Origin of the sequence: Brevibacterium sp. FME37 (assembly GCF_014897485.1) — a bacterium.
Taxonomy (GTDB): domain Bacteria; phylum Actinomycetota; class Actinomycetes; order Actinomycetales; family Brevibacteriaceae; genus Brevibacterium.
This window is the reverse complement of record NZ_JABUYE010000001.1, coordinates 405340-423135: the sequence shown is the minus strand read 5'-3', so window position 1 is coordinate 423135 and position 17796 is coordinate 405340. Positions and strand designations below refer to the sequence as shown.

The 17796-nt window shown below is 61.4% G+C and carries 17 protein-coding genes; 7 read left to right on the top strand and 10 right to left on the bottom strand.

The genetic code is table 11. The features are described 5' to 3' along the window. Positions 1 to 86: 86 nt before the first annotated feature. The 3 genes from INT29_RS01890 to INT29_RS01880 are packed head-to-tail and all read left to right on the top strand — an operon-like array spanning position 87 to position 4882. Complete coding sequence (locus INT29_RS01890; protein ID WP_193070559.1) at positions 87 to 3488, top strand: pyruvate carboxylase; 3402 nt, start codon at positions 87 to 89, stop codon at positions 3486 to 3488. Then, positions 3481 to 3987 (top strand): peptide deformylase, encoded by a 507-nt coding sequence (locus tag INT29_RS01885; RefSeq protein ID WP_193070558.1) that lies wholly within the window; start codon positions 3481 to 3483, stop codon positions 3985 to 3987. Before INT29_RS01890 ends, INT29_RS01885 begins: the two co-directional genes overlap by 8 nt. Before the next feature lie 40 nt (positions 3988 to 4027). Continuing rightward, positions 4028 to 4882: a 3-hydroxybutyryl-CoA dehydrogenase gene (locus INT29_RS01880; protein WP_193070557.1), complete on the top strand. Its 855-nt coding sequence runs from the start codon at positions 4028 to 4030 to the stop codon at positions 4880 to 4882. Between the two features lie 123 nt (positions 4883 to 5005). On the opposite strand, the gene INT29_RS01875 is transcribed toward INT29_RS01880, so the two are convergent. Beyond that, on the bottom strand, positions 5006 to 6265 hold the full coding sequence (locus INT29_RS01875; protein ID WP_193070556.1) for an aminotransferase class I/II-fold pyridoxal phosphate-dependent enzyme: 1260 nt from the start codon (positions 6263 to 6265) through the stop codon (positions 5006 to 5008). A gap of 121 nt (positions 6266 to 6386) precedes the next feature. On the opposite strand from INT29_RS01875, the gene INT29_RS01870 reads away from it, so the two are divergent. Further along, on the top strand, positions 6387 to 7136 hold the full coding sequence (locus tag INT29_RS01870; RefSeq protein ID WP_193070555.1) for a class I SAM-dependent methyltransferase: 750 nt from the start codon (positions 6387 to 6389) through the stop codon (positions 7134 to 7136). A 141-nt stretch (positions 7137 to 7277) separates the two neighbouring features. Here INT29_RS01870 and INT29_RS01865 read toward each other — a convergent pair whose 3' ends face one another. Continuing rightward, entirely contained in the window at positions 7278 to 7745 is a 468-nt protein-coding gene (locus INT29_RS01865; RefSeq protein ID WP_193070554.1) for an Hsp20/alpha crystallin family protein, read from the bottom strand. An 83-nt stretch (positions 7746 to 7828) separates the two neighbouring features. On the opposite strand from INT29_RS01865, the gene INT29_RS01860 reads away from it, so the two are divergent. Next, positions 7829 to 8764 carry an AEC family transporter gene (locus INT29_RS01860; protein WP_193070553.1) on the top strand — a complete coding sequence of 312 codons (936 nt, stop codon included), beginning with the start codon at positions 7829 to 7831 and terminating at the stop codon, positions 8762 to 8764. A 146-nt stretch (positions 8765 to 8910) separates the two neighbouring features. Here the strand turns inward: INT29_RS01860 and INT29_RS01855 are convergent, their stop codons facing one another. Then, complete coding sequence (locus INT29_RS01855) at positions 8911 to 9426, bottom strand: ferritin (protein WP_193070603.1); 516 nt, start codon at positions 9424 to 9426, stop codon at positions 8911 to 8913. A 213-nt stretch (positions 9427 to 9639) separates the two neighbouring features. Here INT29_RS01855 and INT29_RS01850 point away from each other — a divergent pair, with 213 nt between their 5' ends. Beyond that, the gene (locus tag INT29_RS01850) at positions 9640 to 9921 is read left to right on the top strand and encodes a 4a-hydroxytetrahydrobiopterin dehydratase (protein ID WP_193070552.1); all 282 of its coding nucleotides are present in this window, start codon (positions 9640 to 9642) and stop codon (positions 9919 to 9921) included. On the opposite strand, the gene INT29_RS01845 is transcribed toward INT29_RS01850, so the two are convergent. The 4 genes from INT29_RS01845 to INT29_RS01830 all read right to left on the bottom strand — a co-directional run bounded on the left by INT29_RS01845 (position 9897) and on the right by INT29_RS01830 (position 14143). Then, positions 9897 to 11345, bottom strand: coding sequence for an amidase (locus INT29_RS01845; RefSeq protein WP_193070551.1), 1449 nt, complete (start codon positions 11343 to 11345; stop codon positions 9897 to 9899). The two genes, INT29_RS01850 and INT29_RS01845, sit on opposite strands and share 25 nt — an antisense overlap. A gap of 7 nt (positions 11346 to 11352) precedes the next feature. Next, a complete protein-coding gene (locus tag INT29_RS01840; protein ID WP_193070550.1) occupies positions 11353 to 12585 on the bottom strand; it encodes an amidohydrolase in 1233 nt (410 codons plus the stop codon). 66 nt (positions 12586 to 12651) lie between these two features. Further along, positions 12652 to 13386 carry a hypothetical protein gene (locus tag INT29_RS01835; protein WP_193070549.1) on the bottom strand — a complete coding sequence of 245 codons (735 nt, stop codon included), beginning with the start codon at positions 13384 to 13386 and terminating at the stop codon, positions 12652 to 12654. 10 nt (positions 13387 to 13396) lie between these two features. Then, entirely contained in the window at positions 13397 to 14143 is a 747-nt protein-coding gene (locus INT29_RS01830; protein ID WP_193070548.1) for a DUF5058 family protein, read from the bottom strand. A gap of 222 nt (positions 14144 to 14365) precedes the next feature. Here INT29_RS01830 and INT29_RS01825 point away from each other — a divergent pair, with 222 nt between their 5' ends. Next, positions 14366 to 14977, top strand: coding sequence for a maleylpyruvate isomerase N-terminal domain-containing protein (locus INT29_RS01825; RefSeq protein ID WP_193070547.1), 612 nt, complete (start codon positions 14366 to 14368; stop codon positions 14975 to 14977). On the opposite strand, the gene INT29_RS01820 is transcribed toward INT29_RS01825, so the two are convergent. From INT29_RS01820 to INT29_RS01810, 3 genes are all read right to left on the bottom strand, one after another. After that, positions 14971 to 16293, bottom strand: a complete 1323-nt coding sequence (locus tag INT29_RS01820; RefSeq protein WP_193070546.1) for an MFS transporter — start codon at positions 16291 to 16293, stop codon at positions 14971 to 14973. The genes INT29_RS01825 and INT29_RS01820 overlap by 7 nt on opposite strands. Before the next feature lie 188 nt (positions 16294 to 16481). Continuing rightward, a complete protein-coding gene (locus INT29_RS01815) occupies positions 16482 to 17003 on the bottom strand; it encodes a hotdog fold domain-containing protein (protein ID WP_193070545.1) in 522 nt (173 codons plus the stop codon). A 279-nt stretch (positions 17004 to 17282) separates the two neighbouring features. Then, positions 17283 to 17729: a transglycosylase family protein gene (locus INT29_RS01810; protein ID WP_319020817.1), complete on the bottom strand. Its 447-nt coding sequence runs from the start codon at positions 17727 to 17729 to the stop codon at positions 17283 to 17285. Positions 17730 to 17796 lie beyond the last annotated feature (67 nt).

The following is a 17796-nucleotide window of genomic DNA, read 5'->3' as shown; positions in this document are numbered from 1 at the left end:
GTGGTCTAGGTCACTGAGTAGAGTAGTTGCTCGACAGCCCGTCGAACATCGCCATAGAGCGATCGATACAGAAGTGAGAGACACAGATGTTCTCTAAAGTTCTTGTGGCAAATCGTGGAGAGATTGCCGTTCGCGCGTTCCGTGCAGCGTACGAACTCGGTGCCTCCACTGTCGCTGTTTTCCCATATGAGGATCGGAACTCCGAACACCGAATGAAGGCCGACGAGGCCTACATGATCGGAGAGGAAGGGCACCCAGTTCGTGCCTACCTCAGCGTCGAAGAGATGCTGCGCGTCGCGAAGGAATCCGGCGCCGACGCCATCTACCCCGGCTACGGCTTCCTGTCGGAGAATCCGGACCTGGCGCGAGCTTGCCATGAGGCAGGAATCACCTTCATCGGTCCCAAGGCCGATGTGCTCGAACTCGCCGGCAATAAGGTGCAGGCTCTGACGGCCGCACGCAATGCCGGGATTCCCGTACTTGATTCGACTCGCCCCTCAGCCGACATCGCCCAATTGCTGGCCGATGCGGAATCCATGGAGTACCCGCTCTTCGTCAAGGCTGTTGCCGGTGGCGGCGGGCGCGGAATGCGCCGCGTTGGGCAATCTTCACAGCTGGAGGACGCGCTCAAAGCCGCAATGCGCGAGGCTGAGGGAGCTTTCGGGGATCCCACGGTCTTCATCGAACAGGCCGTGCAGCGCCCGCGTCACATCGAGGTTCAGATCCTTGCCGACAATGACTCGAATGCGATTCACCTCTTCGAGCGTGACTGCTCCGTTCAGCGTCGCCACCAGAAAGTCGTCGAGATTGCACCGGCTCCCAACCTGGACCCGGCCATTGCCGACTCACTGCACACAGATGCGCTGAAGTTCGCCGAGGCCTTGGGGTACCAGAACGCAGGAACCGTCGAGTTCCTCCTCGAGACCGATGGTCCACGCAAGGGTCAGCACGTCTTCATCGAGATGAACCCGCGCATCCAGGTCGAACACACGGTCACCGAGGAGATCACGGACATCGACCTGGTCGCCTCTCAGATGCGTGTCGCCTCCGGTGAGACTCTGGCCGAGATCGGCCTGGCCCAGGAAGACATGCGGATCAAGGGCGCAGCCCTCCAATGCCGCATCACCACCGAGGATCCGGCCAACGCCTTCCGACCCGACACCGGAATCATCACTGCCTACCGCTCTGCCGGCGGTGCCGGTGTCCGCCTCGACGGTGGAACCGTCCACGCCGGTGCCGCAGTCAGCGCACACTTCGACTCGATGCTGGTCAAGCTCACCTGCCGTGGACGTGACTTCGAGCAGGCGATCTCTCGTGCACGACGTGCCCTAGCAGAGTTCCGAATCCGCGGCGTTTCGTCGAACATCGGGTTCCTGCGCGCCGTCCTGGAAGATGAGTCCTTCATAGCAGGCGACCTCGCCACCTCATTCATCGAAGAACGCCCACATCTGCTCGACGCTCGCGTCAGCGCCGATCGGGGTTCGAAGATCCTCGACTACTTGGCCGGCGTCACCGTCAACCGTCCCCACGGCGAGCCCGATGTGCGCATCCGTCCAGGGGAGAAGCTTCCCGACATCGACCTCAGCACAGACCCGACACCAGGAAGTCGTGACCGACTCCTCGACGTCGGTCCTGTCGGGTTCGCACAGGCGCTGCGGAACCAGACTCCGTTGGCGGTCACGGACACGACCTTCCGCGACGCTCACCAGTCTCTGCTCGCCACCCGCGTGCGTACCCGTGACCTGCTGGCCGTCGCCGGACATGTCTCCCGGATGACACCGGAGCTGCTGAGCATCGAAGCCTGGGGCGGAGCCACCTACGATGTGGCACTGCGCTTCCTCGGCGAGGACCCCTGGGAACGATTGGCCGCACTGCGCTCTGCTGTGCCCAACATCAACCTTCAGATGCTGCTGCGCGGTCGCAACACCGTCGGTTACACCCCGTACCCGACCCAGGTCACCGACGCCTTCGTCGACGAGGCAGCTCGTACCGGCATCGACATCTTCCGCATCTTCGACGCCCTCAACGACGTCGAACAGATGCGTCCGGCCATCGAAGCGGTCCGCGCCACGAACACCACCGTCGCCGAGGTTGCCCTGTGCTACACCTCCGACATCCTCGATCCGCGGGAAGAGCTTTACACGCTCGACTACTACCTGAAACTCGCCGAAGAGATCGTCGAGGCCGGGGCCCACGTGCTCGCGATCAAGGATATGGCCGGTCTCCTTCGCCCTGCTGCTGCGACGAAGCTCGTCACAGCGCTGCGGGAGAACTTCGACCTGCCTGTCCATGTCCACACCCATGACACTGCGGGTGGTCAGCTGGCCACACTCTGCGCTGCCGCGGCAGCCGGAGCCGACGCAGTCGATGCAGCCTCTGCCGCCATGGCCGGGACCACCAGTCAGCCCAGCCTCTCCGCTCTGGTGGCAGCGTTCGAGAACACCGAACGCGACACCCAGATCAGTCTCAACGCCGTCAGCGATCTCGAACCGTACTGGGAGTCTGTCCGTAAGGTCTATGCACCCTTCGAATCCGGACTGGCAGGACCCACCGGTCGCGTCTACCGGCACGAGATTCCGGGCGGGCAGCTGTCCAACCTGCGCCAGCAGGCCGTAGCGCTGGGCTTGGGGGAGCGGTTCGAGGAGATCGAACGCATGTACGCGGCAGCGGATTCGATCCTTGGCCACCTCGTCAAGGTCACACCCTCGTCCAAGGTCGTCGGAGACCTCGCACTCCACCTCGTCGGTGCCGGCGTCGATCCTCAGGAATTCGCAGAGAATCCCGACAGGTTCGACATTCCGGATTCGGTGATCGGCTTCCTCAGCGGCGACCTCGGTGATCCTCCAGGCGGTTGGCCAGAGCCGTTCCGTACGAAGGCTCTGGCAGGGCGCACACACAAAGCTGTGTCCGAAGACCTCGCACCCGAGGATGCGGCAGCTTTGGAGACGCCGGGCAGCGAACGTCAGGCCAAGCTCAATTCGCTCCTGTTCCCTGGGCCTACCAAGGAATTCGAAGCGATGCGCGCCAACTATGGCGACCTGTCCGTCGTCGAGACCTCGGAATACCTCTACGGCCTGACTGCTGGCGAGGAGCACGCGGTTGAGCTGTCGAAGGGCAAGGATCTCCTGATCGGAGTACAGGCCATCAGCGGCACCGACGAGCGCGGGATGCGATCGGTGATGTTCACCCTCAACGGTCAGCTGCGTCCGCTACAGGTTCGCGATCATGCGGTCGAAAGTGACGTCAAGGCAGCTGAGAAGGCCGATCCGGCAAACTCAGGTCATGTCGCCAGCCCGTTCGCAGGCGTTGTCACTCTCCAAGTATCAGAGGGTGATCAGGTCGAGGCCGGCGCGACCGTTGCCACGATCGAGGCCATGAAGATGGAAGCCTCCATCACCACACAGATGGCCGGCACGGTCTCGCGCATCGCCATCGGCGACGTTCAGCAGCTCGAAGGCGGCGACCTCGTCGTGGTCATTGGTGGCTGAGCGCGACATCCGCTTGTGGGGCGACCCGGTGCTGCGCAGTATGTGTGCACCGGTGACCGTCTTCGACGAAGGACTCAAGGCACTGGCCCAAGACCTCGTCGACACGTCTCTTCCGGAGGGCCGGGCCGCTGTGGCGGCACCGCAGATCGGCGTGGGCGTGCGGGCATTCGGCTATGACCTCGACGGCCGAACGGGGTATGTCATCAACCCCGAGGTCGTCGAGGTCGGTGGAGAGCTGCGTGACATCGAGGAAGGCTGCCTCTCAGTTCCGGGCCTCTTCTTCCCCACACCGCGCTACGAGTTCGCTCGTGTGCGCGGTGTGGACGCGGAGAACTCACCGGTGGAGATCTCGGGTACAGAGGTCTTCGCACAGATGCTCCAACACGAGGTCGCTCACCTCGATGGTCAGGTCTACGTTCAGACCCTGCCCAAGGAACGTCGACGAGAGGCCATGAAGGCCATCCGCGGCTCAGACTGGTTCCTCGCCAGACAGCCGTGATGCAAATGACGAACAGACACCTCAACAGAAGGAGCAGCAGATGAGCATTCAACGTACCGCCGTCATCGGAAGCGGACTCATGGGAGCCGGCATCGCCGAGGTGCTCGCGAAGTCAGGTCTCGACGTCATCGTCCGCGAGATCAACGACGAAGCATCGGCCGCGGGCCGTGCTCGTATCGAGAAGTCCCTGACTCGCGCCGTCGACAAGGGAAAGCTCGACGCCGAGGCTCGTGATGCGGCCTTGGGCCGACTGCGATTCACCACTGACATCGGCGAACTCGCTGATCGGCAGCTGGTCATCGAAGCCGCGAGTGAGAATGAGGACATCAAGAAGTCGATCTTCGCCGAGCTCGACAAAGTCGTGACCGATCCGGACGCGATCCTCGCCTCGAACACGTCATCGATGCCGATCATCCGGTTCGCACAGTCGACCTCACGTCCGGAGCGAGTGCTCGGGGTTCACTTCTTCAACCCGGCCCCGGTTCAGCCACTCGTTGAGGTCGTGTCCTCCGTCCTCACCTCCGATTCGGTTCGTGACACGGTCACGGAGTTCGTCGCCGAGGTGCTGGGCAAAAACCCGGTCCACGCACAGGATCGTCCCGGATTCATCGTCAACGCGCTGCTCATCCCATACCTGTGCAGCGCGATTCGCATGCTCGAGTCCGGGTTCGCAACGAAGGAGGACATCGATGCGGGAATGGTGGGAGGTTGCGCACACCCGATGGGCCCGATCAAACTGGTCGACCTGGTCGGACTCGACACCTGCCTGTACGCAGCAGAGAGCATCTACTCCGAGACCGGCGATCCTGCTGCCAAACCACCGGTGCTGCTCTCACGCATGGTCGATGCCGGCCTGCTGGGCGTGAAATCCGGTCGCGGCTTCTACGAGTACTGAGGCGCGGCTCGTACAGCACAGCAAAAACGCTGACAGCACAGCCTGAGCTCTGACAGCGCGAGAGAACTCCTGGTCGGTTATTGAAACCGACCAGGAGTTCTTTTGTTGCATTGGCAGTTGGCCTCAGCCTGCCAGGAGCTTCTCGTAGCTGGCGAGCTTCACACAGGCGACGAGACCCTGTGCCGCCAATTCGACGTCCTCGGCGGTGGGCATGGTCGGAGCGATGCGGATGACATTGTTGTGCGGATCCAAACCATAGGGGTGTGTGGCACCGGCAGGAGTCAGCTTGACCCCCGCCTCGGCGGCCAATTTCACGATCCGATCCGCGGTGCCCTCCAACGTGGTCAGAGTGATGAAGTATCCGCCGTCCGGCTGAGTCCACTGAGCCAGATCCTTCCCACCCAGCTCCCGTTCCAAAGTGTCCAGGACAGCGTCGAACTTCGGCGCGATGATCTTCGCGTGCTGACGCATGTGCTCCTCGACTCCAGCAGGGTCTGAGAAGAAGCGCAGATGGCGCAGCTGGTTGACCTTATCGGGGCCGATCGAGATCTTTCCGAGATTCGCCCGGATCCAGTCGCTGGTTTCCGGCCCGGCGCCGAAGAAGGAGACTCCGGCTCCGGCATGTGTGATCTTCGACGTGGATGCGAAGATCCATGGGCGTTCCGGGTGCCCGGCTTCGGCGCAGATGCTGAGGATGTCGAGGACCTCGGGATGCTGCTCGCGCAGGTGGTGGAGCCCGTAGGCGTTGTCCCACAGCAGGGTGAAGTCGGGTGCCGCTGCCGGCATGGCGGCCAGTTCACGCGCTCGCTTCTCCGTGATGGTGATGCCTGTCGGGTTCGAGTACATGGGCACCAGCCACATGCCTTTGACCGTCTCGTCTTCGGCCAGACGCTGTGCCTCTGCGACGACCGGGCCTTCGGCGTCCATGGGAATGCTGAGGAGTTCGAATCCCAGAGACTCGGCCAGGGTGAAATGACGGTCATAGCCGGGGACCGGGCAGATGAGTTTGTGCGGGCTCTGACCCCAGGGACGTGAGTCTCCGACGGTTCCGTGCAGCAGGGCAGAGGTCAGCGCCTGCGCCATAAGAGTCAGGGATGCATTGCCGCCTGCTAACAGCTGATCCGAGGGTACCTTGAGCAGGGGAGAGAAGAGTTCGCGCAGCTCGATGATTCCGTCCAGGCCGCCGTAGTTGCGGGTATCGACGCCCCCTGGAGTCATGACGTCATCCCCGGTCACTGCGTTCAGAAGATCTGCCGACAGATCGAGTTGCGCGCTTGCCGGCTTGCCTCGGGTGATATCGAGTTTCAACCCGCGCGAAGCGAATTGTTCATAGGCGCGAGAAGCGCTCTCCAGCTCTGCCTGCAGCTCGGACGTGGGGGACATCGATGCTCCTTGTCACTGTTGTTTGACCGGTAGAACCATCTTAGTCACTTCCTGACATCTGTGCGGCCCGGGACCGCGCACCAGAGGGTGGTTGGGGACGAGTTAGAGTTGACCACGATCAATGAACTTCACGAGTCAGGATGGGCGAACTGTGAGACCACGTGCGCAGGCAGCTCATGGGCGCAGCTTCGGTCAGCTGGCGGGCCTCTACGACGAGGTGCGTCCACATTACCCCGCTCTTGCCATCGACCTGGCGACCACGAGCTGGATGGGTCTCGACGTCTGTGACCTGGGCGCGGGAACCGGCATCCTCAGCAATTCACTGCTAGAGCGCGGCGCGAATGTCACCGCCGTCGATCCCGACGAGGCGGCCCTGGCGAACAATCCTGCGCGCGGTCTCGTCGGCAGCGCCGAGGATACGGGCCTACCGGAAGCCAGCGTCGATGTAGTGAGCGTGGCACAGGCCTGGCACTGGTTCGACGAACCATCTGCTGCCGCCGAGATTGCACGAATCCTTCGGCCGGGTGGCCACCTGGTCATCCTCATCAACCAGCTCGATGTGCGCTTCGAATGGGTGCTGCGTCTGAGTCGGATCATGCACGCCGGCGACGTGTACCGCCCCGCATACCGTCCGAGTCCCGCAGGTTTCGATCTCATCAACCATGAACTGGTTGAGTTCACCACACCACTGACCGTCGACGGCATCATCGATCTGGCTCGGACACGCTCCTATTGGCTGAGGTCGAATCAGGCGACCAGGGACCGGGTCGAGTCGAATCTGCGTGAATACTTCACTCTCGAACATCCCGTAGATGGGGAGCTGGAACTTCCGTACATGTGCCTGGCATATGTTCTTCAGGTGGCTGGCTGAGCCAGGGCAATCATCGGGGCGTCTGCCGTGTCTGCGCGTCCAACCACAAGACCTGCGTGCCTACCAACGAGAAGCGGGCCGCACCCCATGGTACGGCCCGCTTCTACAGGTTGAGTCACCCGAAATGGCTATGCCTTCTGATCAGGCTTTGGCCGGATCCTCATCCTGTGCTGGCGAGGTTTCGACAACCTCGGTGACTTTGGTCGTCGGGTTTGAGTGTGAGACGGTGATCTTGCGTGGCCGAGCTTCCTCAGCCACGGGGATGGTCAGCGACAGCACGCCGTCCTGGTAGTCAGCCTGGATCCGGTCGAGTGCGACCCTGTTGCCCAGGGTGAGCTGGCGGGCATAGGTGCCGGTTGTCCGTTCCCGGGTCAGCCACTTCACATCCTTGTCCGCGACTTCGGACTGTCGCTGAGCGCGAACTGTCAGCGTGCGATCCTCGACGTCGACATCGATGCTGGAAGGGTCAACACCGGGCATATCGATACGTGCGACGAAGACCTCTCCATCGCGGTAGAGATCCATGGGAAGCGAAGTGGAGTTCGGGGTGCGAGTCACTTCCGAGAAGAATCGATCGAGGTCACGGATGGGGTCAAAACGTGTAGCCATGAGCTTCCTTTCGTTGGGTCGTTACATTGAGTCAAACACACTCAACTTTGAAATGATTCCCTGCTCATGAAATTCTCAGTCTCGTGAGTCTGGTTCCGGTTCTTCTCGCCCTTATTCCTGTCGCTGCTCTGATCCTCGGGGGCAGCGCACTCAAACGACTCCCAGGTTTCACCAACGCCGAATTCTGGTCAGGGGCAGAGAAACTCGCCTATTTCGTCCTATTGCCGGTGCTGCTGTTCTCCTCGGTCGCAGAGCTGAGCGTCGCACATGTTCCGCTTGGGCGCCTGGCGATCGGCCTTATCGCGCCGACAGCGGTCGTCTCCGTCCTGATCATTGTGCTGCGGCGCCGCGTGGCACGTGATCTGCCGTCCTTCACGTCTGTGCTGCAGGGTGGGATCCGCTTCAACACGTATATCGGCCTGTCGATATCAGCCAGCCTGTTCGGGGCCGAAGGTAGCGCCCTGGCGGCCATCGTGGCGGCGATCCTGGTGCCCACGGTGAACATCGTGTCCAGCCTCGGTTTCGAATTTCTGCGTACCGGGTCCAGCTCAGCTGTAGGGATCGTGCGCGTCGTCGTGACGAATCCCCTGGTCATCGGCTGTGCTGCTGGAGGACTGTTCAATCTCACCGGGGCGCAGGTGCCCGACGTCGTCGATTCGATCCTGTCGCCGCTGGCGGCCGCGGCCCTGCCGATCGGCCTGCTGTGCGTCGGCGCGGGCCTGCGACGGTTCCCGCTGCGGACTCATCTGGCTGCAATGATCAATTCCACCGTCGCCAAGCTCATCGTCCTGCCTGCGGTGACCTTGCTCGTCCTGGTTCTGCTCGACGTTCCCTCCACGCCTGCCTTGATCGCGATGATCTTCCAGTCGATCGCCACGGCAAGCTCCGGCTATGTGATGGCCCGCCAGCTCGGTGGAAACTCGGAGCTGATGGCCGCGCTCATCGCGGTCCAGACGGCCGTGATGCTGCTGACTCTTCCCTTCGTGCTGCTCATCTCTCAGGCTGTGCTCGGAGGCTGAGCAGATGTCCTCGGTTGGCCAGAACTTTCCAGAGCCTTGGGGAGGACGAACAACAGCGAGCGGCCGAACCCCGTGTGGGGTCCGGCCGCTCGCTGTATCTGCGACGGTGACTTTTAGGTCATTCGTCGCTGCTCATGATCATTTGGTCACTCGTTGTCAGCCTTGATTTCTGGGTGACGTGATCCGAGTTCGGAGTCGATCCGGAGCAGTCCGGATCCGCTGTCGCCGACGTGATCCAGGCGGCCGATGATCTCGGAGATGGTTGATTCCTCTTCGACCTGCTCGTCGATGAACCAGTGCAGCAGCGGCAGAACGTCGAGGTCGCCCTCGGTCTGCGCGGTGCGGTAGAGGTTGCGGATCGATTCGGAGACCTTCTCCTCATGGGCCAAGGCTGCCTTGAAGTAGTCAATGGGCTGCGAGCCCGAGACCTTCGGCGCAGCGATGTCACCGATCTGCGGAGCGAAGTCGCGATCCTGGCAGTGCTGGATGAACTTCGCGGCGTGGACCTGTTCCTCTTCGGCCTGCGCACGCATCCAGCGTGTCATTCCGGGGAGGTCGTGATCATCAAGCTGGATGGACAGCTGCAGGTAGACCATCGACGCCTCGAGTTCGAGGGTGACTTGCTCGCCGAGTACCTTCTGCATTGCGGGGCTCAACTGCATATGTTTCTCCTTCGCGATACGAGACGGATTGGTTCCGTCTTTATGTTCCATAGCCTGACACCTTTTCTAGAATGGTTCCAGTGTGGGAAGGCTCGGCAAACAATGCTGAGGCATGGCATACCTGACCTAGGTTTACCTGACCCAGCCGATTCGGCGAGTTTGCCGATCCCATGACTATGGACACCGCGCGGTCAGCGGTGCCAAGCTGGATCCATGCAGGATCGAATCGACGAACTCACACAATGGCAATCAGCTGACGATGCTCTCCACGCACGGTTCCTGACTGGATCCTTCGTCAGTGGAGTGACCTTCATCAACGCTATTGCCGACGCCGCGGAAGCCGCAGGGCACCACCCGGATGTGGACCTGCGATTCCCGCACGTTGACATCTCGTTGACCACCCATGACGCCGGGTCGATCACCGACAAGGACATCGATCTGGCCACCGAGATCTCCCAGATCGCACGGGCTCAGGGCATCGACGCAGACAACTGAGGACGGCGGCGATGGAACTGCGTCACTGCTTCGAAGGCATGTGCCATGCGCAGGAGATCCACGTCGGCACCCGGCTTCGCGACGAGCTGGACACCGACCGGCAGGCCTGACTGCGAGAAGCCGGCCGGCACGGAGATGGCAGGACACCCAGTAGCCGAGATCAGACACAGAGCTCGCATCCAGTCGAGATAGTTCTCGAGTCCCACCCCGTTGATCTCCGTGGGGTATTCGATGCCCGCGTCGAAGGGGAGAACCTGGCAGGTGGTGAGTACCAGCAGATCGTGCCCCCCGAAGAAGCGTTCGACCTCGCCGTGGAGACGGGCGCGCGCACGATCAGCAGACACCACTTCGGTGCCGGTCAGCTTCAGTCCCATCTGGATGTTCCAGACCACAGAGTCCTTGATCTGGTCTGAGTGCTCTTCGAGCAATGGACCCCAGGAATGGACGAAGTCAAGGGCACGACGGACATTGAAGACCTCATCGGCATCGCCGAGGTTGGGGATCGTGTCGAGGACATCGGCGCCCAGTGAGGAGAACACGTTCGCCGTGTCTGCCACGATCTCGTGGACTTCGGTTTCAAGCGGGAGCAACCCGTTGAGATCTGGGCTGAACCCGATCTTCACGCCGTTCAGATCAGGTTCGATGTCGGTACCCAGACCGAACTCGGGGAGATCGAAGACGCTGCCGGGTTCGCCGATCGAACGCGGGCCACCCGGCTGCGGTCCAGCCGTCGCGCTCATCGTCAGCGCCACATCGGAGACCGTGCGGGCCATGAATCCACTCTGCGCCAACCATGCGAACGGATTGCCCGGCAACGTATGCGGAATTCGTCCGTTCGAGGGGCGAAAACCCACCACATTGTTGAACGACGCGGGGGAGCGCAGCGAGCCTCCCATGTCCGAACCGTCTCCGGAGGCTTGGATACCCGATGCCAGGACAGCACCGACTCCTCCGGAAGACCCCGAAGCCGATTTGGATGTGTCATAGGGGTTGAGAGTGGTGCCGAAGACCGGGTTGAAGGTGTGTGAGCCCGCCGCGAATTCCGGCACGTTCGTCTTGCCCGTGGTGTTGACTCCGGCAGCCTTGAGGCGGGAGATGATCAGTGAATCCGACTCCGGAATACGATCGGCCATGATCGTCGAACCCCAAGTCGTGCGCAGACCTGCGGTGTCGTGTGTGTCCTTGTGAGTCATCGGCACCCCATGCAGAGGACCGATCGGCTCGCCCTTGGCCACTGCTCGGTCAGCGGCATCTGCCCGTGCCGCAGCGGCCTCATCGTCTCGGGTCACGACCGCGTTGATCGCCGGGTTGATCGCATCGATGCGCGCCAAATGATCACTGAGTGCCTCCCGGGCGGAGATCTCCTTCGTCGCGATCTTCTTCGCCAGTTCGCGTGTGGACAGCCAGCGCAGTTCCTCGCTCATCGTCACCTCACTTCCCGACCGTACTGAGGACGGCGCTCAGTGCCGCGCGAATACCGGTCTCCAGTGTGGTCTCGACATCGTCGGGGGCGAAGAACGGTGAATGATTGCCTGCTGGGGGTTCATCACCGTCGAATTTGGCGGGGGAGTAGCCTCCGAAGAACCAGTACACATAGGGAACATCGATGTCGTCGCCGAAGGCGCCGAAGTCCTCGCTGCCTGTGACGGCTTGATCCAGGTGCACCTGCTCCTCGCCGAGCTCAGATCCGAGGGCTTCGAGGAACTGGTCCGTGGTGGCAGGATCGTTGTAGCAGCGCGGGAAGCGATACATGTCTTCGACGAGCGGTTCGGGTGCTCCGGAGGCCTGAGCCTCGGCGCGGATGATCCGTTCGACACGGTCGAGTACGACCGCGCGGACCTCCTCGTTGAAGGTACGGATGTTGAGTTTGAATTCCGCGGAGTCGGGAATGATGTTCTCCTTCAGCCCACCGTGGAAGGTGCCCACTGTGACCACAGCCATATCGCGACCCGAGATCTCACGCGACACGATGGACTGGAGCCTGGTGATCATATAGGCACCGAGGACGATCGGATCGACCGCGCTCTCGGGTTGCGAACCGTGGGCCTGCTTGCCCTTGACAGTGACTTTGATGCAATCGGACATCGCCATGGCAGTTCCCTTAGCCACGTAGATGTGTCCCGCCTTGCCGGGCCACACATGCTGACCGTAGATGACCTCTGGCTTGACGATCGAATCCCAGAGACCATCGTCGAGCATCGCTCGCGCGCCCTCCCCGGTCTCTTCACCGGGTTGGAAGATCATCACCACGCTTCCCGACCACAGATCCTTGTGTTCGACGAGGTAGCGGGCCAGATACAGTCCTACGGTGATGTGTGTGTCGTGGCCGCAGCCGTGCATCACCTTGGTGGTCGACCCGTCGGGCAGAGTCCCCTCCACGGTCGATGCGTAGTCGTAGCCGGTGTCCTCAGTGATCGGCAGGCCGTCTGTGTCGGCACGGTAGGCGACAACCGGGCCCTGGCCGTTCTCGATGACGCTGACGATGCCTGTGCCGCCGAAGGTGTGCGTCTCCAAGCCGAGCGCTTTGAGCTTCGACGCAATTGTTGCAGCCGTCTGGGTCTCCTGCATCGACAGTTCAGGTGTGCGATGGAAGTCCTTGTAGTCGGCAACCGTCTGCGCGAGATTCGCAGAAATCGTGTTCCGGAGGGTGGTGTTGAGCGACATGATGTCCTTTCACGGTGGGTGTCTTCGATGATCTCAGGTATTGGGTACTGATGTGCCAGGCGATCGTCAGTTGATTCCGACGTTGTCGCCGTCTGCTGGCCCCTTCTTGTCGGTCATGGCCTTGTTGCGTGTGAACCAGGTGATCGCAATCGTCAAGATGACGACGATGGCGACGTCCCCGGAGGCCAGGATCGGGACGAGCGGAATGAGGACGAGGATGACAAGAGCGGCCGCGCCCAAGGCGATGAGTGTGGATTTTACCTGGCGGAGTGAGGCGATGAGCTGGACCGTGACTCCACCGAGGATGGCGGGCAGGATATAGAGCTTGGCCACGAGCGTCACCGGCTCGGGGATGATCGAGACCAACCAGGTACCGAGGATGCCGACGAAGAGCACCATGGAGGCCACGTGGATCAGTGCCGCACCGCAGATAGCCATGGTGGCCGCGTATTCGCCCTTGCGTGTGCCCGGCTTCACTCCGAGCGTGTCCTGGGCGACGATCGCCGAGGGCAGCAGCTTGTTCGAGATGTTGCCAATCAGGAATGCCTGGTACATGCCTGCTGGTCCCAGGATCGGGAAGTAGGTCAGCGGCTCAACGATGTAGAAGACACCGTAGACAGCGAAGACCGCTAGGAACCCCTTGAGGATCTCCCCGAAATTGACGTTTGCATCGGCAACGAACAGGAGGTAGAAGGGCACCGAGGTGGCGATGAGGAACCCGATGAACAGTGTGAGCGAACCCCACTTCGTCGTCGTCCGTTCGAAGGCTGCGTGTGAGGGTGACGTGATGATGTCGGACATGATGTTCTCCTCAGGCTTCGGGGGCGCCGAGACCGGCGTAGTGGGCGAAGTAGGACGCGATGAGACCCACAAGCAGGGAGATTCCCAAGCCCCATTCCTTGAGCCACGGCTGTCTAAAGGTCTTGGCGAGGAAGAGGCAGATGGTCATCACCACTGCCGATACAAGGATCGCGATGACGTGTGTCGGTGACTTCGGCAGCTCCCGGAACGTCAGCGCCGCGAAGGCTGCGAGCAGGGCCGCGCCGGGAATGATTGACATCAGGGCAGGATTGACCTTCTCCAGCTTGTGCGAGCTGCGTTTGAACACGGGAGTCAGGATCAGGGTGGAGATCATCCAGCCGGCGCCCGAGAGGCTCATGGCCATGAGCGCGACGATGAAGACACCGCGGGTAAAGGTCTCATCGCCGAGGCTCGAGCCCATGGTGCCGGCCGCAATCGAGGCCGAGGCGACCTCTGTCGCTGCTGAGCCGATGAGTCCGACGCGGACGATGACTGGGGGAGTGCCGAAGAGGGGCAGCAGGGCAATGGCGACGAGGACCACGGACAGTGACGGTCCGATTGCAGCAACTCCGCCGGCTCTGAACGCCGACCTGACCTCGTGTTGGCTCATTCCAGCAGATTCGGCGTTCTTCTTCACCGCGTTCATATAGATCAGCGACTGAACGACGACGACGCCCATGACCGCCATTGCCAGAATCCAGAGAACAGGGGCATTCACGAGACCGAGATAATCGGCTGATCCACTTGCCATCACCATAGCGGGGCTCCTCACTTCCTTGTCGGAGTTGCTCACAGCGACCGAGCTACCTCGTTGTTGCCCGCATCGCTGGTGTCAGTAACTTATCCCGACAGACACCCCAATAGGTCATCTTTGCGAAGACTTCCCGACTGGCGAGAACAGACTTCTCAATGCCGACCATCAATGAATTCGATGAGTATCGTGAAGAGGACATCATCACAGTGAAGGGTGACTTGCACAATGGATCTTTCGGATATCGATAAGTACCTCGACCGGGCAGAGACCTGCTGGGAAACCGCGCTGTCACGAGTGGTCGAAGCGGACCTCGATTCGCCGAGCGGATGTCGGGAGTGGACCAATGAGCAGCTGATCAACCACCTCATCGGCGGGGGACTGCGCTACGAGAAGCTTCTGGCCCAGGCTCCGCCCGCAATAGTCGAGGCAACGCGCGGGCAGAACCACCTCGGCGAGGATCGATTGGAGTCCTTCCGGGCACATGAACGAGCGTTCCGAAAGACCACGGGGGAGTGTGACCTCGACGCCGAGGTACCCCATCGGATCGGCCCGATATCCGGCCACCAGCTCGTGAAGATGCGCATCCTCGAACTAGCCCTGCATGCTGCCGATCTCTCGGCCGGAACCGGCGATGAGTGGCCGATCGATGACTCGCTCGCCGAATTCATGTCCGCAGAACTCAGCGGCCTCATCGTCGAGCTCGGGTCGACCGGGGGATACGCGCCTCCGAGCGCCGACGACCACGCGGACGAGGGCGCCCCAGTCTCATACGCGCAACGAGTGCTCAACATATCCGGCCGCGGAGAAATAGCGAATGCCGTGCTGCCAAGTCATTGAGGCAAAGCCACCCGGCCACGCACTGCGGACTTGTCTCTCTCAGGATCTGCAAAGATGAGGGTCAGAACCGCGGAGACAGCGGAGGTGAGCCCGAGTGCTTGAAACGCCTTCGCATAACCGAGGCCAGGCGTCGCGGCGGCATCGACGATGAGACCGGTGACATACGGGCCGACGAGTCCGCCGATGGCCATGAGTGCCAGGAAGATCCCGAGCGTTCCTGCCGTCTGTTGTGGCGGGCAGATCTCAGAGACGGCCGCGTTGCACAACGGCAGGACGACCACACCGACGCCGTATCCGATGGACACGATGGCAACAGCTCCGGGCGAACTGGAGATCGAGGGCAGGAAGAAGAGCACCCCGCCGCCGATCACCACGCAGATCGAGGGAGCTGCGATGCGCACGAATCGTGACGACCATCCTCTGGCCGACAGCCGATCGGAGAGCAGAGTCCCGCCGATGAGGCTGATCAGTCCTGCAACCGAGGGAATTGCCAGCATGGATCCAGACTGCAGGCGACTGTACCCGAGGCCGACTTCGAAATAGGACGGCAGCCAGGTGAGGACAACGGTCACGAGCGCATAGATGCTGGCGACCAAGAAGGCTGCGCTGATGAATGTCCGAGTCAGCAAGATCTTGTGCCAAGGAACTCGTGGCTCCTCGTTGGGATCAACCGCATCCTTGGACGCCTTGGCAGGAATATAGGGGCCGACCTCCCAGTGCCGGGTCCAGAAGAAGCACCAGACTACGCCGATGACGGCCATCGCCACCAGCGCGCTGCGCCATCCGAGAGTGACCGAGAGATAGGCCAGCAGCGGGGCAAGCGCGATCTTGGAGATCGACGCGGCACTCGCGAGCAGCGCGCCAGGGAACCCACGCCTTCCGGGCGTGTGCCAGGAATAGGTAGCTGTGTGGATGAGGGCAGAGCTCGGCCCTTCAGCAAGGCCAAGGACCATCCGCGAGACAAGCAGGACTCCGAAGGTGGCAGCAAAGACCATCGGAAGCATTGCGAGTGCCCAGACAATAGCCAGGACGATGAGGACCGTGCGCAGAGACAGCCACTTATTCAGCGCCCCGGCGAAGAAACCGCCGACGGTGAAGGCGAAGAAGAACAGGCTGCCGACCAGCCCGACCTGCGAGGCGCTGATGCCGAGTTCGTCCTTGAGGGACTGGGCGATGATGCCGAAGGCCGCCTTGTCGCCATAGTTCACGACATAGAGGACAACGAGCAGCGCGGTCAATGACCAGGCTTTGCGTCGAGATTCTGTCCCTGGAGTGACAGTTGCAGCTGGGGGAGAGGTGAGCTTGGAGGAGACCATGATGCTTCCTTGCGTCGTGGTGACAACGGTGACAACCAGCCCTGAAAAGTTCGGCCAGCCTCACTCAGCTTATTGAACGATCGTTAGGCGAGTCAATTCACGCACACAGAAATCATCAGGGGAGTCCACCTGAGGACACCACTCAGAGGTGTAGGCACACAGCTCGACGCTGCGCATGATGGCGTCAGTTAAGACATCTTCTTTCGGGAGACGTTCATGGTGATCTGTGCGGAGACGAACACTTCGCCGGCAGCATCGAGGACATCGACCGGCACGATCAGCTCCATCGGATCGTCGCCGAACTCAGGGATCGTGTCAAGATGCGCGATCGAGGTGACACCCGTGGTGGCCTTGGCCTTGTACTCAACGGTCATGCCGACCGGAATCCAGCGGTGCGTGGATGGAATCGTCGCCTCCATCATGATGCCGCCGGCGATCTCTGCCATATTGCATGAGGCAATGGCGTGATACGTGCCGAGGTGGTTGTGCACGCCGCGACGATTCGGGGCGCTGACTTCGCAGAGCCCGGGACGCAGTTCGCGGATCAGTGGATGAACGGTACGGAAGTACGGGGCCTTGAAGCACACAGCCCGTGTGAAGAGCCAATTGCCGAACGGCACCTTCTGCAGCTTCTGCCAGATCGTGTAGATCGCACCCGAGGCGTCTGTGGTGTCTATGACCTGTGCTGTGCCTGCTGTTTCTGTGGTCATGGGTTCTCCTTTGGCCATGGGCCGGTCGCGTCAGAAGTGGCGGTCAATCAGTTTACTTAACATAATGTATATTATCGGCGTCATGCCCATGGTTGCTCTGAGCCACGAGACAGCGCCCGTTTCGGATATCAGTTCTGGTCGACCATAGCAGTTACTGGTCAGTCACTAGATTACAAAACCAGAGTACAAAAACGTGACGGGCGCGGATAGCCCTTCAGCTATCCGCGGCCGTCACTGTGCTCAACATATGTCAGCTGACTGCGTGTTTCAGCGGTTGACTCAGCTGCCGCCGAGTCCGACCTTGCCGTCGTCCTTGGATCCACCATCATTCTTGGAGCCGCCGCCTTCGTCTGCAGCGCCGTTGGATTTCGTCAGGCCGGCCTTCTTACCGCATTCCGGCCAAGCCCCGGGACCCTGCTTCTTGAGAGCCTTCTGCGCAACGTCGATCTGCTCGGCCTTGCTTGCCTTATGTGGCATGCCGTCGCCGCCGAAGGCCTGCCAAGTCTGCTTAGAGAACTGCAGTCCGCCGTAGTAGCCATTACCGGTGTTGATGTGCCAGTCACCGCCGGACTCACACTCGGCGACCTTGTCCCAGACGCCATTCGAAGACTGAGCCCCTGTGGAGGCCTGGGCCGGGCCGCTCATGCCGGTCATTCCGGCGGCAGCGACCGCGCCGGCTCCTGCGACGAGGGCGACTTTGCGGAAGCTTGTGCTCAAGAGGTTCACTGTTTCATCTCCGTAATACGAGTGCATTTCGGTTCTGTAACTTGGCCACTCTATCGTTACCAAGCCG

What these genes read in the sequence shown, in the direction of transcription:
- INT29_RS01890 (WP_193070559.1), top strand. Translation starts at nt 87, where the DNA reads ATGTTCTCTAAAGTTCTTGTGGCAAATCGTGGAGAGATTGCCGTTCGC.
- INT29_RS01880 (WP_193070557.1), top strand. Translation starts at nt 4,028, where the DNA reads ATGAGCATTCAACGTACCGCCGTCATCGGAAGCGGACTCATGGGAGCC.
- INT29_RS01875 (WP_193070556.1), bottom strand. Translation starts at nt 6,265, where the DNA reads ATGTCCCCCACGTCCGAGCTGCAGGCAGAGCTGGAGAGCGCTTCTCGC.
- INT29_RS01870 (WP_193070555.1), top strand. Translation starts at nt 6,387, where the DNA reads ATGAACTTCACGAGTCAGGATGGGCGAACTGTGAGACCACGTGCGCAG.
- INT29_RS01865 (WP_193070554.1), bottom strand. Translation starts at nt 7,745, where the DNA reads ATGGCTACACGTTTTGACCCCATCCGTGACCTCGATCGATTCTTCTCG.
- INT29_RS01855 (WP_193070603.1), bottom strand. Translation starts at nt 9,426, where the DNA reads ATGCAGTTGAGCCCCGCAATGCAGAAGGTACTCGGCGAGCAAGTCACC.
- INT29_RS01850 (WP_193070552.1), top strand. Translation starts at nt 9,640, where the DNA reads ATGCAGGATCGAATCGACGAACTCACACAATGGCAATCAGCTGACGAT.
- INT29_RS01845 (WP_193070551.1), bottom strand. Translation starts at nt 11,345, where the DNA reads ATGAGCGAGGAACTGCGCTGGCTGTCCACACGCGAACTGGCGAAGAAG.
- INT29_RS01840 (WP_193070550.1), bottom strand. Translation starts at nt 12,585, where the DNA reads ATGTCGCTCAACACCACCCTCCGGAACACGATTTCTGCGAATCTCGCG.
- INT29_RS01835 (WP_193070549.1), bottom strand. Translation starts at nt 13,386, where the DNA reads ATGTCCGACATCATCACGTCACCCTCACACGCAGCCTTCGAACGGACG.
- INT29_RS01830 (WP_193070548.1), bottom strand. Translation starts at nt 14,143, where the DNA reads ATGGTGATGGCAAGTGGATCAGCCGATTATCTCGGTCTCGTGAATGCC.
- INT29_RS01825 (WP_193070547.1), top strand. Translation starts at nt 14,366, where the DNA reads ATGGATCTTTCGGATATCGATAAGTACCTCGACCGGGCAGAGACCTGC.
- INT29_RS01820 (WP_193070546.1), bottom strand. Translation starts at nt 16,293, where the DNA reads ATGGTCTCCTCCAAGCTCACCTCTCCCCCAGCTGCAACTGTCACTCCA.
- INT29_RS01815 (WP_193070545.1), bottom strand. Translation starts at nt 17,003, where the DNA reads ATGACCACAGAAACAGCAGGCACAGCACAGGTCATAGACACCACAGAC.